Annotated in this window: 22 protein-coding genes; 12 read left to right on the plus strand and 10 right to left on the minus strand. The window is 46.7% G+C overall.

Annotated features, from left to right (window positions below):
- Nucleotides 1-158 precede the first annotated feature (158 nt).
- Nucleotides 159-836, minus strand: a complete 678-nt coding sequence (locus ACLVWP_RS11215) for a carbonic anhydrase (protein ID WP_413557339.1) — start codon at nt 834-836, stop codon at nt 159-161.
- 89 nt (nt 837-925) lie between these two features.
- Nucleotides 926-1,741: a hypothetical protein gene (locus ACLVWP_RS11220; protein ID WP_413557340.1), complete on the minus strand. Its 816-nt coding sequence runs from the start codon at nt 1,739-1,741 to the stop codon at nt 926-928.
- Between the two features lie 234 nt (nt 1,742-1,975).
- On the opposite strand from ACLVWP_RS11220, the gene ACLVWP_RS11225 reads away from it, so the two are divergent.
- From ACLVWP_RS11225 to ACLVWP_RS11235, 3 genes are read left to right on the plus strand one after another with little or no spacing between them, the layout of a single operon-like run.
- Nucleotides 1,976-2,563: a hypothetical protein gene (locus ACLVWP_RS11225; RefSeq protein WP_413557341.1), complete on the plus strand. Its 588-nt coding sequence runs from the start codon at nt 1,976-1,978 to the stop codon at nt 2,561-2,563.
- Between the two features lie 53 nt (nt 2,564-2,616).
- Nucleotides 2,617-3,402, plus strand: coding sequence for a glutamate 5-kinase (gene proB, locus ACLVWP_RS11230; protein WP_413557342.1), 786 nt, complete (start codon nt 2,617-2,619; stop codon nt 3,400-3,402).
- Nucleotides 3,386-4,642, plus strand: a complete 1,257-nt coding sequence (locus ACLVWP_RS11235) for a glutamate-5-semialdehyde dehydrogenase (RefSeq protein ID WP_413557343.1) — start codon at nt 3,386-3,388, stop codon at nt 4,640-4,642. Before proB ends, ACLVWP_RS11235 begins: the two co-directional genes overlap by 17 nt.
- Here the strand turns inward: ACLVWP_RS11235 and ACLVWP_RS11240 are convergent.
- Both ACLVWP_RS11240 and ACLVWP_RS11245 read right to left on the minus strand, forming a co-directional pair.
- On the minus strand, nt 4,639-8,250 hold the full coding sequence (locus tag ACLVWP_RS11240) for a beta strand repeat-containing protein (RefSeq protein WP_413557344.1): 3,612 nt from the start codon (nt 8,248-8,250) through the stop codon (nt 4,639-4,641). The two genes, ACLVWP_RS11235 and ACLVWP_RS11240, sit on opposite strands and share 4 nt — an antisense overlap.
- A gap of 111 nt (nt 8,251-8,361) precedes the next feature.
- Nucleotides 8,362-9,468, minus strand: coding sequence for a calcium:proton antiporter (locus ACLVWP_RS11245; RefSeq protein ID WP_413557345.1), 1,107 nt, complete (start codon nt 9,466-9,468; stop codon nt 8,362-8,364).
- Between the two features lie 96 nt (nt 9,469-9,564).
- Between ACLVWP_RS11245 and ACLVWP_RS11250 the strand changes: the two genes are divergently transcribed.
- The gene (locus tag ACLVWP_RS11250; RefSeq protein WP_413557346.1) at nt 9,565-10,005 is read left to right on the plus strand and encodes an OsmC family protein; all 441 of its coding nucleotides are present in this window, start codon (nt 9,565-9,567) and stop codon (nt 10,003-10,005) included.
- Between the two features lie 46 nt (nt 10,006-10,051).
- Here ACLVWP_RS11250 and ACLVWP_RS11255 read toward each other — a convergent pair whose 3' ends face one another.
- The 3 genes from ACLVWP_RS11255 to ACLVWP_RS11265 all read right to left on the minus strand — a co-directional run bounded on the left by ACLVWP_RS11255 (nt 10,052) and on the right by ACLVWP_RS11265 (nt 10,786).
- Complete coding sequence (locus ACLVWP_RS11255; protein ID WP_413557347.1) at nt 10,052-10,183, minus strand: hypothetical protein; 132 nt, start codon at nt 10,181-10,183, stop codon at nt 10,052-10,054.
- Between the two features lie 72 nt (nt 10,184-10,255).
- Nucleotides 10,256-10,582 carry a hypothetical protein gene (locus tag ACLVWP_RS11260; protein ID WP_413557348.1) on the minus strand — a complete coding sequence of 109 codons (327 nt, stop codon included), beginning with the start codon at nt 10,580-10,582 and terminating at the stop codon, nt 10,256-10,258.
- Between the two features lie 45 nt (nt 10,583-10,627).
- Nucleotides 10,628-10,786: a hypothetical protein gene (locus tag ACLVWP_RS11265; protein WP_413557349.1), complete on the minus strand. Its 159-nt coding sequence runs from the start codon at nt 10,784-10,786 to the stop codon at nt 10,628-10,630.
- Nucleotides 10,787-11,040: 254 nt separating this feature from the next.
- Here ACLVWP_RS11265 and ACLVWP_RS11270 point away from each other — a divergent pair, with 254 nt between their 5' ends.
- The 5 genes from ACLVWP_RS11270 to ACLVWP_RS11290 all read left to right on the plus strand — a co-directional run bounded on the left by ACLVWP_RS11270 (nt 11,041) and on the right by ACLVWP_RS11290 (nt 14,907).
- Nucleotides 11,041-11,790: an SDR family NAD(P)-dependent oxidoreductase gene (locus ACLVWP_RS11270; RefSeq protein WP_413557350.1), complete on the plus strand. Its 750-nt coding sequence runs from the start codon at nt 11,041-11,043 to the stop codon at nt 11,788-11,790.
- Nucleotides 11,791-11,825: 35 nt separating this feature from the next.
- Nucleotides 11,826-12,359 (plus strand): hypothetical protein, encoded by a 534-nt coding sequence (locus tag ACLVWP_RS11275; RefSeq protein WP_413557351.1) that lies wholly within the window; start codon nt 11,826-11,828, stop codon nt 12,357-12,359.
- Nucleotides 12,360-12,480: 121 nt separating this feature from the next.
- Complete coding sequence (locus ACLVWP_RS11280; protein WP_413557352.1) at nt 12,481-13,920, plus strand: S8/S53 family peptidase; 1,440 nt, start codon at nt 12,481-12,483, stop codon at nt 13,918-13,920.
- Nucleotides 13,921-14,005: 85 nt separating this feature from the next.
- Nucleotides 14,006-14,647 carry a phosphatase PAP2 family protein gene (locus ACLVWP_RS11285; RefSeq protein WP_413557353.1) on the plus strand — a complete coding sequence of 214 codons (642 nt, stop codon included), beginning with the start codon at nt 14,006-14,008 and terminating at the stop codon, nt 14,645-14,647.
- Nucleotides 14,648-14,712: 65 nt separating this feature from the next.
- Nucleotides 14,713-14,907, plus strand: coding sequence for a hypothetical protein (locus ACLVWP_RS11290; RefSeq protein ID WP_413557354.1), 195 nt, complete (start codon nt 14,713-14,715; stop codon nt 14,905-14,907).
- Here the strand turns inward: ACLVWP_RS11290 and ACLVWP_RS11295 are convergent, their stop codons facing one another.
- Nucleotides 14,908-16,122, minus strand: coding sequence for a hypothetical protein (locus ACLVWP_RS11295; protein WP_413557355.1), 1,215 nt, complete (start codon nt 16,120-16,122; stop codon nt 14,908-14,910).
- 123 nt (nt 16,123-16,245) lie between these two features.
- Here ACLVWP_RS11295 and ACLVWP_RS11300 point away from each other — a divergent pair, with 123 nt between their 5' ends.
- The gene (locus ACLVWP_RS11300; protein WP_413557356.1) at nt 16,246-16,902 is read left to right on the plus strand and encodes a type 1 glutamine amidotransferase; all 657 of its coding nucleotides are present in this window, start codon (nt 16,246-16,248) and stop codon (nt 16,900-16,902) included.
- Here ACLVWP_RS11300 and ACLVWP_RS11305 read toward each other — a convergent pair.
- Complete coding sequence (locus tag ACLVWP_RS11305; RefSeq protein ID WP_413557357.1) at nt 16,899-17,228, minus strand: hypothetical protein; 330 nt, start codon at nt 17,226-17,228, stop codon at nt 16,899-16,901. The two genes, ACLVWP_RS11300 and ACLVWP_RS11305, sit on opposite strands and share 4 nt — an antisense overlap.
- A gap of 312 nt (nt 17,229-17,540) precedes the next feature.
- Here ACLVWP_RS11305 and ACLVWP_RS11310 point away from each other — a divergent pair, with 312 nt between their 5' ends.
- Together ACLVWP_RS11310 and ACLVWP_RS11315 are read left to right on the plus strand one after the other, a co-directional pair.
- Complete coding sequence (locus ACLVWP_RS11310; RefSeq protein ID WP_413557358.1) at nt 17,541-17,870, plus strand: hypothetical protein; 330 nt, start codon at nt 17,541-17,543, stop codon at nt 17,868-17,870.
- Between the two features lie 216 nt (nt 17,871-18,086).
- Nucleotides 18,087-19,004 (plus strand): DUF6607 family protein, encoded by a 918-nt coding sequence (locus tag ACLVWP_RS11315; protein WP_413557359.1) that lies wholly within the window; start codon nt 18,087-18,089, stop codon nt 19,002-19,004.
- Nucleotides 19,005-19,047: 43 nt separating this feature from the next.
- Here the strand turns inward: ACLVWP_RS11315 and ACLVWP_RS11320 are convergent, their stop codons facing one another.
- Complete coding sequence (locus ACLVWP_RS11320) at nt 19,048-19,449, minus strand: GFA family protein (protein ID WP_413557360.1); 402 nt, start codon at nt 19,447-19,449, stop codon at nt 19,048-19,050.
- Nucleotides 19,450-19,806 lie beyond the last annotated feature (357 nt).

Below are 19,806 nucleotides of genomic sequence, written 5' to 3' on the forward strand. Positions count from 1 at the left end.
GTGGAATATCTATGGCTTAGGGAGTTTTGTCAGGATTCGGTTAGGATCTTAATTCGACCGCAATGACTCCAAAGTCAGACTCCATAAATGAATGCCAGTTGATCAAGAATCAAACAAGAAGGGCACTAATTTAAGGAACTGACAGGCTGGAAAGCCGCTTAGGGATGTACTTTGGAGATCTCAAGCTCACGGAAGCTATTCGCTGCGTCATCATAGAAAGACAGCTGTCCATGCTCTAAATCGAAATAAACACCAATCAATTGAAGGCCACGGTTTTGAATCGCTGAGTCGATAAAAGGGAATGACCGCAAGTTCTTGAGTGAGGTCACGATAGATGTCTTCTCACACTCGCGACAATGCTGCTCCAAGTCACCTTCTGGATGTGTTTTTAGCACTTCTTTTTTGGCTTCATCGGCGATTGTCATCCACTGTTGAACGAATCCACCCTCACGAATGGCATCGGGTTGGAACAACGAACGAATGCCTCCGCACTGGCGGTGCCCCAAGATAACTACGTTTTCAACCTGCAAGTTCACTACAGCAAATTCAATCGCCGCAGAAACCCCGTGAAAACCCATGTTCGATTCAAAAGGAGGAACTAGATTCGCAACGTTGCGAACCACAAACATTTCCCCTGGAGAAGACGAAAATAGAATCGCAGGATCGACTCGAGAGTCACTGCAAGAAATCATCAACGTTTTAGGACGCTGACCAGCGCTCGCCAAGCTGTCATAGACAGAGTGATGCTCTTCCTTAAAGAAACGCTCGCGGAAACGGCGAAAGCCGACCATCATTTTTAGGATTTCTTTTTTTGTAAGCAGAGATTCTTGAGTCATGCCCTCATGTACTAATCCCTCCCCGGGATTTGTACAATTTTGGGTTTGCGATTTACGCCATGCATCGTATCAATTGTGAACTCTAAGGATTAAGTACCGGAGCGAGCGAGGTAATCAAACATCTCTTTGCGGCCGCCATAAGTGCACTTGCCCTCATTACAAGTACGAGTTGCACATTTGCCACGTAAACTTTGCGGAGCACGGACGTCTTTTTTGCTGACACAAACTTTTTTGAAACCTTCCGCATCCGCCGCTTTACTAGGAGCCTGCGCCACTGCCGGTGCCGCTGCTGCATTGGCAGGTTTACGTTTACTTGCAGCCACTGAAACAGCGCTGCTTGTATCAGGTTTTAGACTGACATTGATTTGCGCTGGCTCTGCTGGCTCTTTGGCAACGGGCTTAGCAGCTGGTTTTGCGGCAACGGGCTCTTCCTTAACTGGCATTTTCGGCAACTGAGCTGTCGGGTCGACATCTAGATCTGCTGCGGGAGCAGTTTCATCTTTACCTGCTTTTTTAGCTTTGCCCTTTTTACCTTTTACGATTTTTTTTGCGGGAGTTGCGTTTTCAGACTGCTCTTCCTCCGCAAAATATTGATGACGCTTTAATTCTGAATACTGATCTAGAACTGCAACCTCTCCACGAAGTTGGCAGTCAGTGTTTGAACCTTTGCTACAAATTTTTTCAACACACTTGCCACGCAAGGAAGCCAGGGCGTTGCGATTTTGCGCACCAATACAACGAGTGGTAACGACTTTATCTTGGTCGTTGATTCTTTCCGCTTTACACATGTCTTGATTTTCGCCGTCGCCGAAACAACTTGCGACGACTTCAGGCGCTTTGACTACGGGCTTTTGCGCGCAACCAAAGACAACAAGGGCCAACAGGACAACAACGTGCTTTTTCAATGGAATCCCCTTTAGGTGTCTGAGATTTAAATTTAACAAGATATCGTTTGGCTCGTAAAGTATTGTGACAACTGGCTTTCAAAGTGAGACCAAAATACGGTTCCTTAACCACCGTTCCCTCCTATGCGATCTATAATGCAAATAATTAGAGATAATACGCACTATACGCGAATAGGTCTGGTTCTCGGTTTTCACGAGTTTCCAACGTCCGTAGGGTGTTGCATACTGACGAACATGAAACGCATCCTGCTTACGGGCTTTGAACCCTTTGGTGATCAAGCCCTGAATCCATCTGAACTTTTAGTGAAAGCCCTGGCGGCCGAGTTTTCCCAACTCACCACCCAGGTTTTAACGGTTCACTTTGATCAAGCGGTGGCAGAGATCAATAAAACCCTCCAAGGCAACGCTCCCTTTGATGCCATCGTGATGTTAGGTCAAGCCGGTGGCCGAGCAAAAATCTGCCTGGAAAGATATGCCCACAATTGGATGGAAAACAAATTTGCGGATCTAAAAAATCCTGCAATTGATCCGCGAGCCATCGAAACTAACTCTCCAGCTGCTATCATGACACCCCTGCCTGTCGAAGAACTGCGTGATAAACTGAACACTCAATTTCCGAACTCTCCAACAACTGTGACATTGTCTGCGGGAAGCTATGTCTGCAACCATTTATACTTTAAAACTTTAAGCCACCACGGGGATACTCCCGCCCTCTTTGTTCACGTGCCTTATTTGCCTGAACAAACCAAAGACTCCCTGACACCGACGATGGAATTCGACACACAACTCGCAGTCATTCGCCAACTCTTGCATTTGCTGTAACTCCTCCCCTAAACTATAGAAACGGTTTTTCGTGCGTTTCAAGGATGAGTGCTATGGCAAAAAGTCGACGTTGGGTTATTAAAGCTGGCAGTAAAATGGTTTGCGACGGAGGTCCGCTGTTAATGCGTGCCTGGATGTTGCAAGTCGCACAACTTAAAAAGAAATATAACATCGATGTTATCTGGGTCACCTCGGGTGCTATTGCCTGGGCTGTTTCACGCACTAACTTTAAAGCTGCGAAAAGAACCTTGCCGCAAAAGCAAGCTTTGAGCGCCATCGGTCAACCCTTGGTGATGGATCAATATGTTTTGGCTTTGCAGTCCGCAAACCTTTTGGGTTCACAAGTATTGTTAACTGCGGGAGATATGAAAGACCCCGTTCGTCGTAAAAACCTGCAAAACACTTTAACTGAGCTTATCAAGTGGAAGGTCATCCCTATCTTAAATGAAAATGATGCCGTTGCCACTGAGGAGATCAAGTTCGGTGATAACGATTCACTCGCTGCAAAGGTCGCAGTGATGATGAAAGCTGAACGTGTGATTCTGATGACGGATGTAGATGGTTTGTTTGACTCGGATCCAAATAAGAATCCCGATGCGACATTGGTTCGTTATCGCCCGAAAGTCACCAAGGCAGAATTCGCCCTGGCAGATCGCAAAGCAATTTCTAAAGTAGGCACTGGTGGGATGTATTCAAAACTTTTAGCGGCTGAAATGGCTGGTAAAGAAAAAATCATCACACACTTGGTACGCGGTGATATTCCTAGCAACCTTTTGCATATCGCCCAAGGCGACAGCATTGGCACTCAATTCGGAGGTCGTCATGAACTCGGCAAATGAGTCAGTACTGCAATCCCTAAAGTCTGCGGCCCGTGAGCAACGTAAACTGACGAGCGATCTTAAAAACCAGGCTCTTTTAAAAATCGCCGAGAATCTTTCAGCACGCGCGCTTGAAGTTCTTGCTGCTAACAAAAAAGATTTAGAAGCCTTGGCAGCTGATACGGCTCCAGCATTTCGCGATCGTCTGACATTAAATACAGAACGCATCGACGGAATGGTCGAGAGCTTAAAGCAAGTGGCTGCTTTGCCAGATCCTGTTGGCGAAGAAATCGAAAAGCAGACTTTGAAAAACGGACTGCTGCTTAAAAAAGTTCGTGCTCCCCTCGGTGTGATTTTTATGATTTTTGAATCTCGCCCGAATGTTATTTTAGAGGCGTTTTCATTGGCTTTTAAATCTGGAAACGTGATCTTGCTTCGCGGGGGATCTGAATCTAAACACAGTGCCTCTGCAATTTATAAGCTGATGAATGAGACCTTGCAGGATCTAGGTTTTAAAAACCTGCCCTTTCATGGCGTTGAAAATTATGACCGCGCCTTGGTGGAGGAACTATTAAAACGCAAAGACATGATCGATATCGTCGTGCCCCGTGGCGGCGACAAACTGATTGATTATGTTCAGCGCACAGCCCTGATGCCGATCATTAAGAATGATCGCGGTATGTGCCACACTTACGTGGACGAGGACGCTGACCTGCAAATGGCAGCGAAAATTGTAGCCAACGCTAAAACACAACGACCTGGTGTCTGTAATGCTTTAGAGACTGTTTTAGTTCATGAAAAAGTAGCCTCTTCGTTTTTGCCGTTGTTATATAAAGAAACTGAACACAAAAAACTGCAGTGGCATGTGGACCCCCTTTCAGAGGGAATCCTAAAAAATCAGCCACGCGTGACTTTGGCCAAATCAGAAGACTGGGACACTGAGTATCTAGATCTGATCATTAACTGCAAAGTTGTGAAGGGACTCGAGGAAGCGATCTCGCACATTGAACTTCACGGCAGCAAACACTCGGAAGCCATTGTTACGAAGTCTGAAGCTAAAGCTCGTACCTTCCAACAAGACATCGATGCGGCGGCGGTTTACTGGAATGCTTCCACCCGCTTTACTGACGGATTTGAATTTGGATTGGGTGGAGAGCTTGGCATTAGTACACAGAAGCTGCACGTGCGTGGCCCTGTGGGCTTGCGCGAACTTACGAACGCGCGCTGGTTGATTGATGGTGATGGACAAACCCGCGGCTAATAACCGCGGAAGAACCATGGTGCTAGTTTCACAGTAAACACAGTTCCCGTTGAACATGGTGTTTCTGCACCGGATGTACTTACTTTAAAATAGAATGTGCCTGCCTTTTTATAGGTCGCTGTGTTCACTCTCCAGTTGCCGCTCGTAAATCCAGTTCCTGAAGTGGTTAGATCAGCAGGCACTCCCGCTGTTGCACAACTCGCATCCGTAAAACTAGCCAACGTAAATGTACCACTCGATAAAGTTCTTGTATTGCCGTACATATCGCGGCCACCTACTGTGACCACCGGAGAAGAAAAGTTCACGTTAACATTGGCTGCCGCCGGCGGCTGCGTCACCCAAACTAGATCAGCTAATGCCGCCGCATTGATTGTAAAGTTAGAAGAACATCCTGTCGTTAATCCCGAAGCAGTCGCACGCAAACGCACCGCCTGCGCCTTGGTGAAAGACATTCCTGAACCAGTTACCTGCCCGCCGATGGCGGTATAAGGACCTGCACCCGTGAAAGTGCCTGCAACCGTCGCTGCTGATGTGCAAGTTCCCGTGGTTGCCACGACGACGAACGAAACGGAATCTGTCGCCGATGGTATCAAGTTATCCCATGTATCACGAACCTCCACCACCGGCTGCGGAGTAAAGTTACTGCCGGCGACGGAAGTGCCCGGTGATGTTTCAAAAGCCAATTTTGTTGCAGCACCCGGAGTGATCTCAAATACTTGTGAACACCCAACCACTGATATACCGTCGGTCGTCGAACTCGCCTTCAGATAAAACACTCCAGACTTTGTATACCTTACCCCCGAATACGTCGTCACTCCCGCCGTATTACTTCCAGTCCCCGCCGTAAGAGAGCCAACATAAGTTGAGCAGGTCGCATCGGAATACACCCCTAAAGCAGAAATGCTGGCAAGAGTATCGACCACTCCGTCGGCATCACGTGCTTCAATGACAGGTTGTCTTGCCATCACGACATTCGCTTGTGTTGTATCAGCAGGTTGAATCGTGAATACCAAATGCGTCGCTACAGAACCGCCGACAATCAATTCCTCACACGGTGTTTTCAAAGCTCCGGCAGAACCTTGAACGTAAACCGTGTGAGATGTGTTATAGTAAACTCCTGGAAATATTCCGACACCGTTGATGGGTGCAAACTGCAATGGATTATCAGCATTCGAATTCGTCAATGTTCCCGAAGCTGGAATTGTACAAGCAGCATCCGAAAACGCACTGAAGGTAACCGTTGAAGAAAAGTTTCGATCTACTCTTCCTGATCCATCTTTACCAACGATGATGGGAATGGGATCAAAGACTGCATTTTTCCTGATGGAGCTTTGCAAAGGCTCCACAAAATCTAAACTTGTGGCGGTTGTCGCTGTCACTACTCCGGGAAAAGATCCCGCACTGCCGGCAACTGTACCCGTTCCTCCCGCAACCGTGACATTTGCAGTGGTGAAGCTCCACGTGTTAGCGACGATATAAATGCGCCCACCACCACCTCCACCAATCGGTGCACTACCAGCACCACCGTTTGCACGAATATATCCTGTGCCTTGCACTGTCCCCGCTACAATATTAACAGTTCCACCAGATCCGGGCCCCGCCATGCTAGTCCCGTTAGCACCATTCGCACTCAAAGTTCCATTAACCTGAACTGTTCCTGGTACAACTAAAATAATAGCGCCACCACCAGCGGAACCGATACTATCAGGCGGTGATCCTGTGTTTGAATTACCACCACTTGATCCGATGTGAATTGGATTTACGGCCCAACCATAAGTGGCACCACCGGCTCCATTGTAACCACTACCGCCGGCTCCGCCGTACCCACCTCCGCCACCGCTGCCATTTCCTATTCCCCCTGCACCCGCCCCCAAGCCATTATTATAACCCATTCCATCGGCATTGAATGAAGAACCGGCTCCCACCGTTACTGACGCGGCAGACACGATATAACCGACACCGGACAATTTATTACTTCCTATTACCAGTGCTCCACCACTGCTGATATCGATGGTGCTGGTAACCAATAAATTTCCATTCACAGTCAGCTTTGCACCAGAGCCCGAAACGCTGACACTAACAGGAAACAAATCACCGTTCACAATCAGAGAACATACCGCCGTCACTGAAATATTTGAAATAGAACTTATAGCACTGGCATCCACTGTGATGGTTTGCGAATTACAGTCATAGGAACCTGTTAATTTATCTTTCAAAATAGCGCTGCCATTAACTGCCGATCCTGATTTACTCGCAACGGGAGTCGCACCTGTATATGTTTTTGTCGAGTATTCGATATAGATTCTGCCACCACTGGCACCACCATTAAAAACAGCTGCACCATATCCCCCACCATTCGCCGTGATTGCACCCGAAGAGCCCCCCGCCCATGTGCCGGCATCGATCCAAATAGAACCACCAGAGCCAGCAGCAGTCCACGCATCACCTGATGTTGCGGAACCATTTGACGATAATGTTCCCGATACGGTCATCGTTCCTGCTGCGACGAATTTAATGGCACCGCCACCGTAACCGCCCGTATTAGCCGACATACTGCCACCGCCAGAGCCCAAGGTTGTAGGTGCAATTGCATTTCCGTAAGGCGCAGGAGGACTTGTACCGCCCCCCACGCCTCCGTGACTTGCCCCTGTCGATTCTGAACCGTTAGAGCCAGCTCCGGGACCACTTTGACCGGGATATCCCATCCCAGTCATCGTAGCCGTTACACCGGCTGGAATCGTAATATCGTTGTAGGTATAAGTCCCATTTGAAAGAGTCGAGTTCACGAGAATCGTCAAGCTGGTTGGCGAGGATTTTTTTACTACAATTCCTGAGCCGTACATGGCAGTACCACCGCCACTTGTTACATCCAAAGCTCCGCTATGCGTGCGTGAACTTTGATAAGCCAGATAGATACGACCGCCGGAGCCAGCACCAGCGCCTGCTCCGCCACCAGCTCCGCCTTTGGCGTTCAGCGCACCCAAGCCCGTAATTGCGTCGCCCTCAATCCAAATACTGCCAGCAGCTCCGCCGCCGCTCCATGGGTCTGGGCTAGCACTACCGTTGACATTAATAGCTCCGCCAATGTTGATACTGCCAGTAGCAATGATTTTAATTGCACCGCCACCCGCGCCACCGCCACCTCCACCCGAACCACCGCCCGATCCCAAGGCCGTCGGCTCAACGGCTGATCCATAGGCTATAGTTGGCGGGTTACTACCATTGCTACCCCAACCACCCAATCCACCATGACTGCCCCCTGAACCCGAACTACCGCTTCTGCCGGGACCTGGGCCCGCTTGCGACGAAAATCCTTTACCATTACCATTAATAATTCCCAGATGATTCACGGACGCCGCGAATATAACAACACCACTACCTTCGGTCGTTGAGGTGTTTCCAGTAAGTGTGACCGTCACACCTGAATTGATTGTGAGATTGTTAAATGTGTACGTCCCCGCCGGCAGAGTTCCACTGGTGGTGAATTCAATATCACCATAGGTGCCTGGAGTGTTTGCATAGTTCCACGCCACAGCCACGCTTTTTGAACTCGCGAATGTGATCAATGAAAATAGCGATGTCAGAGCAACGCGCCGATAATTTTGCATGCATCAATCTTATCGGTGCTTATGGGAAATGCGCTCACTGCTTTCACAATTGTAAGCAGTATATTTTAAGAGCGTATCAAATAGGTTCTTGTTTTATATAAATACTAATACTTACGGATTGAAAACAAGCACGAGATACACAAAGAATAGCACTAAATGAACCGTTCCCTCGAGCATCGTAGTTCGTCTATTTGAGAACGTCAGAGTACTGAGAATCAAAGTCACACCCAGCAAAGTCACTTCACGCGGAGCCAACCCCAAGATCACCGTTTGTCCAGTGATCGAAGCGATTGCCAAAACAACCGGAACCGTTAAGCCGACAGTTGATGTCGCAGCCCCTAAGCAAAGATTGATAGTACGTTGTAAGTCATTACGAGCAACGGCGCGGATCGCACTGATACCTTCTGGAGCAAATACCACCGCTGCGACAACCACCCCCCCCAATGCCAATGGCAAATCGAGTGCTTTGATTTCTGCATCCAAGATTTTTGCTAAGCCCTTAGATAACAAAACGATCGGCAAAATATTTGCTAACAACAAAAGCAAATGGTTGCGCATCTGCTTCCAATCAATTGGCGGACGTGGAGCATCGACATCTTCGTCAACCTTGCCTTCAATTTGATGAACATAGAACGCGCGATGACGACCTGTTTGAGTGATCAAGAAAACACCGTAAAGAGCAATCGAGAAGACTGAGAAGTAAGTAGATTGCCAGAACGACAAAGTTCCTTCAGAAGAAGACGTCGTAAAGTTTGGCAAGATCAACGCAATAGAAGTTAAAGGAATCAAAACCGACAAATATGAAGCCGCACCTTGAAGGTTGTAAGACTGTTCACGATGTTTAAAGCCACCAATGAAAAGACCAAGACCCACGACACCGTTCATTACGATCATCAAGACCGCAAACATCGTATCACGCCCCATGGTTGGTGCCGCACCAGAACCCAACATCACCGCAGCAACCAGTGCGACCTCGATGATCACGATAGACAATGTTAAAATCAAAGTTCCGTAGGGCTCGCCCAAAACGTGCGCAAGTTCTTCGGCCTCATGAACAACTCCAAAGGCTGACCACAAGATCACCGCAAAGAACAGAACAAACAAAACTCCCAACATGATGGGAGAAGTCACATCATTCATCCATGTTGAAAGGAAAGCAAAGTAACCGATGACCGCAGACCACGAAGTTAACAAACGTAAAACAGACTGATTTAACATGATGGTCTCTCCAGGTAATAATAAAAAACAATAATTTACTTCTCGCAGTTGACCCACCAGAACGCAAGATATTTAATAAATTTTCAGAGGTAAAAAATGCGCGCAAAAGTTCACAGGATAGATGGTCATCATTTTAAATTTGAAGTACGTGGTATGCAAGGAGACCTTGACGTCGCCATTGCAGACGCAAAATCCGCAGGTCCAAGTCCTAAGGAGTTAGTACTAGCTGCTTTGTGCGGATGCACGGGCACCGATGTTGTCGACCTCATGGCAAAATTCAAAGTGACTTACGATAGCTTTGATTTAGAAGCACGTGCGGGCCTCACAGAAACTCATCCAAAAATCTTCAACCGCATTGATCTGACTTATTCCGTGAAAGGCGCAAATATTGACGCCACTCAAGTTGTGGAAGCAGCTAAACGCTCCACTCATCAGTACAGTGGTACTGCGGCCATGCTATCTAAAGCCGTTCCAATTTTTTATACAGTTCAAGTCAACGGCGAAACTGTCGCGACCGACCAAGCTCACTTTGCTTGAGTTAAAAAAGCCCCGGGGGACAACCGGGGCCTTTCGAGTGCAACCGCTATTCAAAATGCGGGTACACAAATACTTTAAAAATAATAAGTAAAACTACAAACACACCCAGCAGGATAATGCCACGAGCATCATTTGTTTTTGGTGTTGGCGGAGCATTTTCAGATACTTTTTGTTCCATACGAATAAATCCAATCCATTTGCGCACGCGCAAACAGTTAAGTTTTTAAAAACTAATTTTTAAGACCGTGGTTTATGCGATGAAAGCTGGCGGAGCCCGAGACTGGGACCAATTGAACTCACAAAGACTTTGATGGCGGTAGGAAAGCGGATCCAAATGACCGTATTCGATCTCTGGATTTTCAAGGGTGAACTCTTTAACAACTGTATAATCTGATTGAAAGCGATCTGCTTTATTGAAAAAGCGAAGGCCACTGGATAATTCAAAGGCAACGGATGTATTCGGAACGAAACGCTGAACAGATGAGATTGACGCATCACCACTCCCCGCGATTTCCAACTGTGGAAAACACGCAAAGAAAAGGAATGCGAATAAAAACATAAGACCTGAATACTTCACAGGCAAAAGCTTAACAGCCTTTAAAGATCTTGTCAAAAATGGAGATTACTCGCCTGGTGTCGCTGCGGCAGAGCTAATGTGAATGACGATTGATTTAGAGTCTTGTTGAGCACGATATTCAGCAGAACCACTCACGAGAGCGTATCCTCCACCGATTACCATCACTACCAAAAGTCCAAAGCTAAATAACTTAAGTGCGTTCATACCCCTTAGTATACTAGTCCCATGCGGAAGCTAAAACCGCGTTCTCATCGAGGGACAGATAATTCAGAACTGACCAAAACGTAGACACTGAGTGCTCACTCTCGAGCGGTTATCTTGCTGTTTGTGTCGGGATATTTTTCAATTTCAGAAACACTCAGAAAATCCCGTCAATGCAATTTCACAAGGGACTCCGAGAGAGTTTGAGAGCACCCTTGTTCAAACCTAAAATCGACTTTGCAAACAAAGGGAGTTTTATGGAATTGAAGGATCAGGTCATCATCGTCACGGGAGCAGCCAGTGGTATCGGTCGCGATTCAGCCGTTGCCTTAGCCAAGAAAGGCGCCAAAATTCTGTGCGCCGATTTCAACGAACAAGGTGCGGAGAAAACCTCAGAGGAGCTTAACGAAATCGGTGTTGCCTCTTACCATTTCAAAGTCGACGTATCCAAAGCAGATCAAGTCAAAGCGATGGTCGATTTTGCCGTTGAAAAATTCGGAACATTAAATGGAATTTTCAATAATGCCGGAATCGGCTTAGTGAAACCTTTTTTAGAAATGGACCCAGCATCGTACATGAAAGTGATCGAGGTCGATCAACACAGCGTTTATTACGGAATGTATTATGCCGCTAAGAAAATGGTGGAACTGAAATCGAAAGGCACGTTTGTTAACACCGCATCGATTTACGGAACCATGGCGGCGGAGGGAAGCTTTAATTACAATGCAGCCAAAGCCGCCGTTGTGATGATGAGTAAATCTGCGGCCCTGGAACTTGCTCCCCATGGAATTCGCGTGGTCGGCGTGGCCCCTGGGTTTATCAACACTCCGATTTTGGGCGACAACAAAGAAATCAAGGACAGCTTGGGCAAACAACATATGCGGGGACGTCTGATTGAACCCGACAAAGTTGCCAGCGTGGTCGCATTTCTATTCACAGATGCGGCACAAGCCATCAATGGAACAACTGTTCCCGTGGATGATGGTTTCCTAGTCTTTAAGAAATAGTAGTATTTTTGAAAACGACACCGTAGGATTTTAATATGAACAACAATATGAAAAAAATCGTCCTGGGTGTCGTTGGTATTGTCATCGTTGCGGTCGCAGCTCGCTATAGCTATTACGGGTCACTGACTCGCACCTGCATTTACACCGAAGAAGAGCGCGAAGTTTCTGCGCGCTTTAAAACTGCAAAACTTCATTTATTTAAACAAGCGGCTCTGATCACTGGCCCGAGCGCAGACTACGCCTGCCTCCCTGAAATGAAGCAATACGAAAACCACATCGTTGAAGTTCAATACTCAAACAACGAGCGCGGCACAAAATCTTTACTAGATCCCAATGCCAAACTTGAATTTGAAATCGTGAAATACATCTCCGTGACAAAGCATGGCGTGACGACGATGGATTCAGGCCCGGGTCCCGTCGACTTTCTGATTTTGAAAGACCAAACTGGCAAGCTTTACCGCGTGGCTACGGTGAGCCTCGGCATCAATCGCGACAGTGACGAATTCCTAAAGGCCACGACTTCTGAGGGCGAGGAAGTCCTCTCTCCCGAAACAGCCTTCCTCGACTAACTGTCTACTCCCTAGACATGACGGCCTTATTGAGCTTTTCATTCTGAAAAGCTCTGCCTAATCCATCCTAATCACTTTGAAGGGCTCATTTCCTGGAACACCTCTAGCAAGGTCCCTTGCCATGATGTTCAAAGCCCGCGCCCTCTTTACGAGCCTTATTCTACTTGCCTCCTCCCTCGCCCACGCCTTCGTGGAGCTCGAGGCTCGTAAGCCCCTTGATGTAGAGGGTAGCAAGCTTTCCCCTTACTGGGCGCAAGAGTACGTGGGTGCCGACCTTGCTAAGGAAGAGCTTCGCCAAATCCCAGGCCTCACCCCTGTGCCTTTCGCAGTCTATGATGGTGGCTTTGAAAAAGCCTACGTGAATCTTATCCATGACATCCCGGTTGATCAGGAACAAGACCGCGGTCGCCGTATGCGCGCTAACCACGGCACCAAGGTTGTTAATATCATCAATGGCCCAGGCATGATTTCCGTTTCTGAATTGGTTGATTATGTGCAACTACGCAGAACTTCTCCGGGAGCTTTCTATTTTGGCGCCATCGAAGACATTTCAAAACTGCCTGTTGCTCCGCAAATAATTTCAAACTCCATGGGCTGGCCTGGTGAGCGCATCACCGAGCTTACAAAAATGCTGGACGAGCATGGCTTGATCTGGGTTTTGGCTGCGGGTAATGATCACCCCACTCCCATCGCTGATTACGAAGTGACTCCGCATGTGATTAGTGTAGGCTCTTACTCGCCACGTGGTTTGCAAACGATCTATTCTCAAGAATCAAAGGAGCTCGATATCCTAGCTCCCGCCGATGGCTACCAAGCCTCCATTAATGGCAGTGGCGAGGCTGATACATTTGGTGCGACCAGTGGAGCCACTCCGATGGTTTCAGGGACTATCGCCAATATGAAGGCCCTACTGCCGTCACTCAATCGCGCTGAAGCTGAGACCATTTTGAAAAGAACTGCGATTCGTTCATTCAACAGTCTTTATTCTAAAGTGAATCACGCAAAACTATTGAATAGCTACAAAGCCGTAAGAGTCGCGATGAACTTGCGCGCAGTCTGTGGTCAGAACGTTACGTGCTTATCGAAAGAGATCAACAATCCTAAAAATTATCAGTTCAGTGCTTTACCACTGAGTTCTGAAGCAGAAAATATCTGCACGAACTCAAAGTCTGTTTTGAATAAAGAGGATATGGTAGCCCTTCGCAAGAACGCGCTTCTTAACCCAGCTCATGTTAAATTCAACCAGCTGCTTTCTTGTGCTCATAGAAACGAAGGTTACTCGATCAATGCGGACTACTTTGAAAACCTAGTACTGATCTATAAAGCCCCTCGTGTACTACAAAATAAAATTCGCCAACAAGCCGCCGAAGCAGTCCTTAAAGACTATTCCGAAAGCGCATCGCTGCGTGATTTAGAATTGCTGGACGACTCCTTTAAAGAAGCCCTCACAAAAGCCATCAAAGCCGACATCGGCATTGGCCGCTTCAACGCCCAGAATTACCTCGAGCGCTTCGCTAAGGCTCCACGAGCTGTCGTTGTTACAGAAGCGGCGCGTCCGTAACGAGGACCTGGCACCTAATTACAGGGTTCCGTTAGGACTGCGTATTTTGTTTGTATCGACCTGGCGTCAGGGCTAGAAGTTTCGTATGAACAAACTGATGCTTTTGGTTTCTCTAGTCCTGACTCTTCCATTGATATCTCAAGCCGATTGGACACAAATCTCGGCTAATGACTTCTCAATGCAAGATCCTCCAGTTTCAGAATCATCTGTTGAAAAAGCCGAAGTCGATACGATGTTTGACCTGCAAAATCGTCGCACGGAAAAAGAATGCGCCCTCGCTGAAAAACAACAGACTCCGACATTCGATGCCTTTTATAAAAACTCCGGCCTGTTAAACTCTGAAGAGTTCGCTAAAATTCAACGTCCTTTGATTCAAGCTTCAAGTTTAGCCACGAAAATTTCCGAAAATTTTAAAAAGCGCTATCACCGTCCACGTCCTTATAGCGACTACTCTCGCCTGCGCCCTTGCATCCCGCCTCCAGGCGGTTCCAAGTCCTACCCAAGCATGCATGCGACGGTCAGCATGATGGATGCGTGTATTATGGCGGCGGTTTATCCCGATCGCGCTGACACCATTTTAAAGTATGGGGATCGCTTAGGGACTTTACGCACAGTCGTGGGTGTTCATTACCCGTCCGACGTAGCTGCGGGCAAGCTTCTGGGCGAGCAGATCTGCAAAGCGTTGCTTTCTGATCCGTCCTTTACCAAGCTTTTACCGAATCACTAGTTATTCTTAATTGTTTCTATTGAGCCTGTCCTTAAAACGAGCTACCGTTTTAGCAGGAGAAACATATGAAGTTTGTTAAAGTGACTCGCGGATATGAAGTGACCTACCTGAATGCAGACCACATCCATTTTTTGACTGAGGTTGAAAGAACTGAAGGCTCTGAAAAAACTGTGGTGACAGTGATCCGTTTCAGCCTTGATGTTCATGATAAAATTGAAGTGAAAGAAAGCGTTGCGGATATCCTTAAGCAACTAGCTTAATTAAATTCCCAGATTGATGACCGACAAAGCCCAATCCATTAACTTGATACGCAGGGGCTTTGCGGGCACTTCGTTTTTAGCCTTCAAGTCGTAGTACTTGAAGAGGTCTTTAAAATAGCCATTGTAATAGTCCATCATCAGATGGGCTTTTTCATAATGCCCACCACTAGTTGCACCCAAGCGAGTCGCATCAGAAGCGTAAATACGCAAAGTCCCTTTAGTATCATGGCTGTACATTCTTTCGTACCATTTTTCTAACTTCACTACTTTGCCAAAGAATGGATCGACAACCCACCAACCGCCATCAGCACCTTTGATCGCGGTCGCCACATGGAATTGCCAGATGATATCGCCAACCAAGGCCTTCATCGCTCCAACGACATAAACCTTACGGATGGATTCTTTAGCCACCCCTAAGCGCAGAGCTTCGAAGTGCGCGGTCATCGCGCGACCAAAGCAAAACCCCATGGCACTATCTGGATCGTATTTTTTAACATTCAATAATCTTGTAATCGGATGACGAGTGACTTCTTCGTAAAGCTTCTTGGCTTCGCGAGCTGTCAGGGCAGACTTCTTGCCGTCTTTGGATACCTGCTGGGAGAGTTGATTCATCTGCGAGATCAATTCTTTGTTCATCGCTACAGCTTGCGCTGGAGTTTCCGAGATATTGTCCCAAATCAGATTGTCAGCCGTATAGCGAGTTAAAATATCATCAACCAGCTTGTTACCTTGCAAAGCCATGCGCTCTTCCAAAGAAAAGCCTGCAAGCTCCAGGACGCGGTCCTTACGTACGATTTGATCTTTGGTGTAGTTCCCACCAAAAGCCAAAAGGTCTTCGTTAAGACCCTTCTCTGTACGCCCTAGGCCACGAGCTATACGCAGTGCTGTTGCCTCTTCAAAGGAAACTTTACGATCTAATAAGATCTCCACTTCGCGTTTTTGTTTAACATCATGGCGGCCAAGATCTCGCAACATCGCAAAGAACTCTTTTTGATCAGCAAGGTTGTACTCCCCCTGCTTATTCACGATACGATCAAACAACACCATATTGGCGTCGTTTAAAACCAGATTAAATTCGTTACCGATGAATTTACGGGAAGACTCTAGGTAAGCCGATGGCCCCTCAGAAAAGACATACTCGCACTTCTCGGCAGCCTGAGCCCAAGAAAAGCCAATGAGTATAATTGAGGTCACAACGAGTTTTACCAATGCCATAAGAGCTTTATAAGCAAACCCAAGTCCCACCTTATAGCGAATAGGTTCGCGCCCAAGACAAAGCAGCCGTCAAAGACTTAAACAGCTAGCAAAATTAGCTACTTATCGCTAGCATGAACTCACATGCAAAAGCTTTTAATCATCCAGCATCAGCCCACAGTTCCGCCAGGTTCCACTCTTGAATGGGCCGCTAAAAACAACATCGCGGTTGAATACTGGCACCCGGCAGAGGGCGGCTCTGCCCCCAATATCGCGACTGTCGATGGCGTCGTGATCTGCGGAGGAACTGCAAATGCTTTTGAAGAAGACAAGTACCCTTGGCTTAAAACTGAAAAACAATTTCTAAAGGACTTGATCAAAGAGAATAAGAAAATCTTTGGACTGTGTCTTGGCTCGCAATTGCTGGCTGAGGTTTTAGGTGGAAAAGTTTTTGTAAATCCCAATGGCTGGGAGTCAGGATTTGTTCCGGTTCGCATGCAAGACGGAAGCACTCTGCAAGCCTTCCAATCTCATCTCTGCACTTTTGATTTACCTGCGGGAGCTGAACTTTTTGCGAGCAGTGAGCTTTGTAAAAACCAAGCCTATCGCTTTGGCAAAAATATTATCGCCACACAATTTCATCCTGAGACCACTGTGGATTGGATTAAGTTCTGTGCTGATAAAGATCTTTCAGCACGCTTTGGACAAGTACAAACCAAGGAGCAAATGTTAAACTCCTTGGCCCTACAAAAGCCGCTTCAAGATTGGTACTTCAAGCAGCTCGATCAATTCTTTATTTAGTAGATACGCACTTTTGCATGAGTGCATTGTAGGATATCGATCAGTTCCGCTGTATCAGCTGACATCCAACCTTCGTCTCCGTTAGAGGCCGTAAATCCAAGATTTACAGAGACAGCCAAGATCTTTGAATCTTTATCCACAAACAAAAGGTACTGTGAGCTTTCTTGATCATCACAAATTTGTGCTTCAACTGTGCCACTGTAAAGAATGCCTTGAGATACTTGAACTGCTTTAGTCAATTCACGCAGTGCTTGTCCAGAGCTTGCGTGAGCCGAGCTGAAAACAAGTGATGCCATCATAAGAACTACTAGATTAAACGCTTTCATAAATACTCCTGTTTATTATTTGGGTTTCAGGTACGAGAGAATTTTTACCATACTCATCTTCACTCTCAGAGTTTTCTTGCCCCAAAGTGCGGCAAATCTGCCGCAGCTCTAGCGTTCTCTTTATGAACACAAGTGTTCTCTCTGTGAACACAACTGCTCTCTTTAAGAACACACCTCGAAGAGCGTTTCCTATGTCAGGATTTCATTAAACCGCGATAACAAACGGCGATAGCACTTGTAAACACTGAGGCCGATACATAAAGTCCGCCCAATTCTTAAACGATTCAGATCAACAACATATAGGAGAGATATATGAAACGTTTGTTTGCGATGATTTTGTCAGTGGGCCTTATCGGTTCTACAGCAATGGCTTTTGAAGGAACTATGCACGTTCAACCGAACGGCGATGTTCTTTTGAAAAAAGTAGATGTGGTTTGCAAAGTTGAATCACCAGCTCATGGTGATGAACCAGAGTGGACTGTTTGTCGTCCAGCTGATGGTGTAAACTGTGGTGAAGGTTACCACCGTATGCACAAATACTGCTGGAAAGGTTTCAAAAAAGGCGGCTTCGGTCGTTGCGGTTATGTTTGTGAAAAAGATCGCACGAACGGTTGGGAACCAGAATACGGTTCTGGTAGCTAGTTTGCTGACATTCTAAATGTATCAATGAAAATCCATTGCCTTAAACGGCAGTGGATTTTTATTTTCCGCGATGCGCACCTCACCTGACTCCATCGAAGTCATGTCATTTCCCACAATACAGACAACTTGTTTTCATTTACCTTTCAATGAGTTTGAAAAGTTACTCAATTTCTAGGGTGCCTGCTAGCCTCTCAACATCTTTGAAAGGAGCCACCATTGAAAAAGCTTTTCATGCTTCCACTTTTAACACTTGTTAGTTTCGCAGCTCACGGCCGCGACATCTCCAATGAAAAATCCAACATCAAATCATTCCAAGGATGTTACGAGGTGGGATTTAACTTCGTTGAAACTTTCCCTTTGATCGAGGGCTATAAAACAACGGCTCCTTATCACTCGAAAGCTCTTGAATATGTTGTCGTTGATGAAGAGACAAACAACCACGTAGGTTTGCAACACATCCTGATCGTGGGTAAAGACCAAAAAATGACTTTAAAACACTGGCGTCAGGAATGGCACTACGAGCCGACTTCTCTCTTGGAGTTTAAAGGTAACAACACTTGGCAACAACGTGCCCTTTCTGCGGAAGAGTCTGAAGGACGTTGGTTACAAAGTGTCACTCAAGTCGACGATGCTCCTAGATATGAGTGTGCTGCAAAATGGGTTCAAACTGGCGAGAGCCAATTCTGGGAATGTACTTCATGGAATCCACTTCCACGTCGTGAATACACAAAACGCAGTGACTACCAGGTTATTGAGCGTCGCAATCGTCAAATGATCACAAAAGACGGATGGATTCATGAACAAGACAGCCAAAAACTTCGCCTAGATGGAGACAAAGTTACTGCCTTCACGAAAGAGCGCGGTGAAAACACTTACAAACGCGTCGACGATTCAAAATGCCAAGCTGCTGCTAACTGGTGGACTGAACACAAGAGCGGATGGAAAGTCATCCGTGCAAGCTGGGCAAAAGTTCGCGCCGAAAATCCAAAATTGAAACTTGGCTTTAAAGATCCTGAAGGTGACCTGTGGCCGAAACTTTTCGCAATCGAAGAAACTGCGAAAAACGAAAGCTGGCCAGAAGCTAAGCTTGCGAAAGAGTCCGAAGCGGCAATTCGCGCTTACGTTATCCAATAATACAAAAAGTAAGGGGAGCATCTGCTCCCCTTATCTTCATCTTTTAAGACGGAAGTTTTTCGAACTTTCGCGTCTGAGCCAAGCTATCTTCCCAAGATGCACGACTTGCGCAAAAGATATGAGCTGTGGGTTTGATCTCAACCTCAGTATTCAGACTCCCCGCTGGAACCACCAAAAGTTTTCCATCCATCTGCAGATTCGGCATCGCCGATCCACATTCCTGACAAAAACTTTTAACGTGTCTTGTGGATGGCAGATTGAACGTCTTGACGCTAGCTTCACCAGAAATCCATTTTAATTTTGCTTGAGCAGAAAATAAATTAGCGCCGTGGGCTGAGCCCGTATCTTTTTGGCAGTGTTTGCAGTGACACAGAAAAAAGCTTTCAAAAGCTCCGTCGACTTCGAATTGAATTTTCCCACAAAGACATGAACCTGAACTTTTCATAACTGCCCTCACCCACAAATTCTACTAGGTAAAGAGCGCGGATGATAAACAAAAAAAGGGGGAGCACCTGCTCCCCCTGGATCTTGAAGGGAACCACCAAACCTTCATGATCCGCAAACCTAAAATTTAAAACTACTTTCGAGATCTCACTCGTTCGGGCTTTTGTGCCACCGTCAGCCACAGGGTGTACAAGACAACTCCTGAGTAAAAGAGGCAGAAAACTGCGACTTCTCTTAATTCCATTTTTCGTACCTCCTTCTTAAGATCGTTTTCCTTTTTGAGGGTATCAGCTGGCCTTCCGTGGCCTTCATCCCCCTCTAGAGCATCCATGCTCTGTTGTAAGTAAGACGATCTGCC

Source organism: Bdellovibrio sp. HCB209 (assembly GCF_047306065.1).
Classification (GTDB): Bacteria; Bdellovibrionota; Bdellovibrionia; order Bdellovibrionales; family Bdellovibrionaceae; genus Bdellovibrio.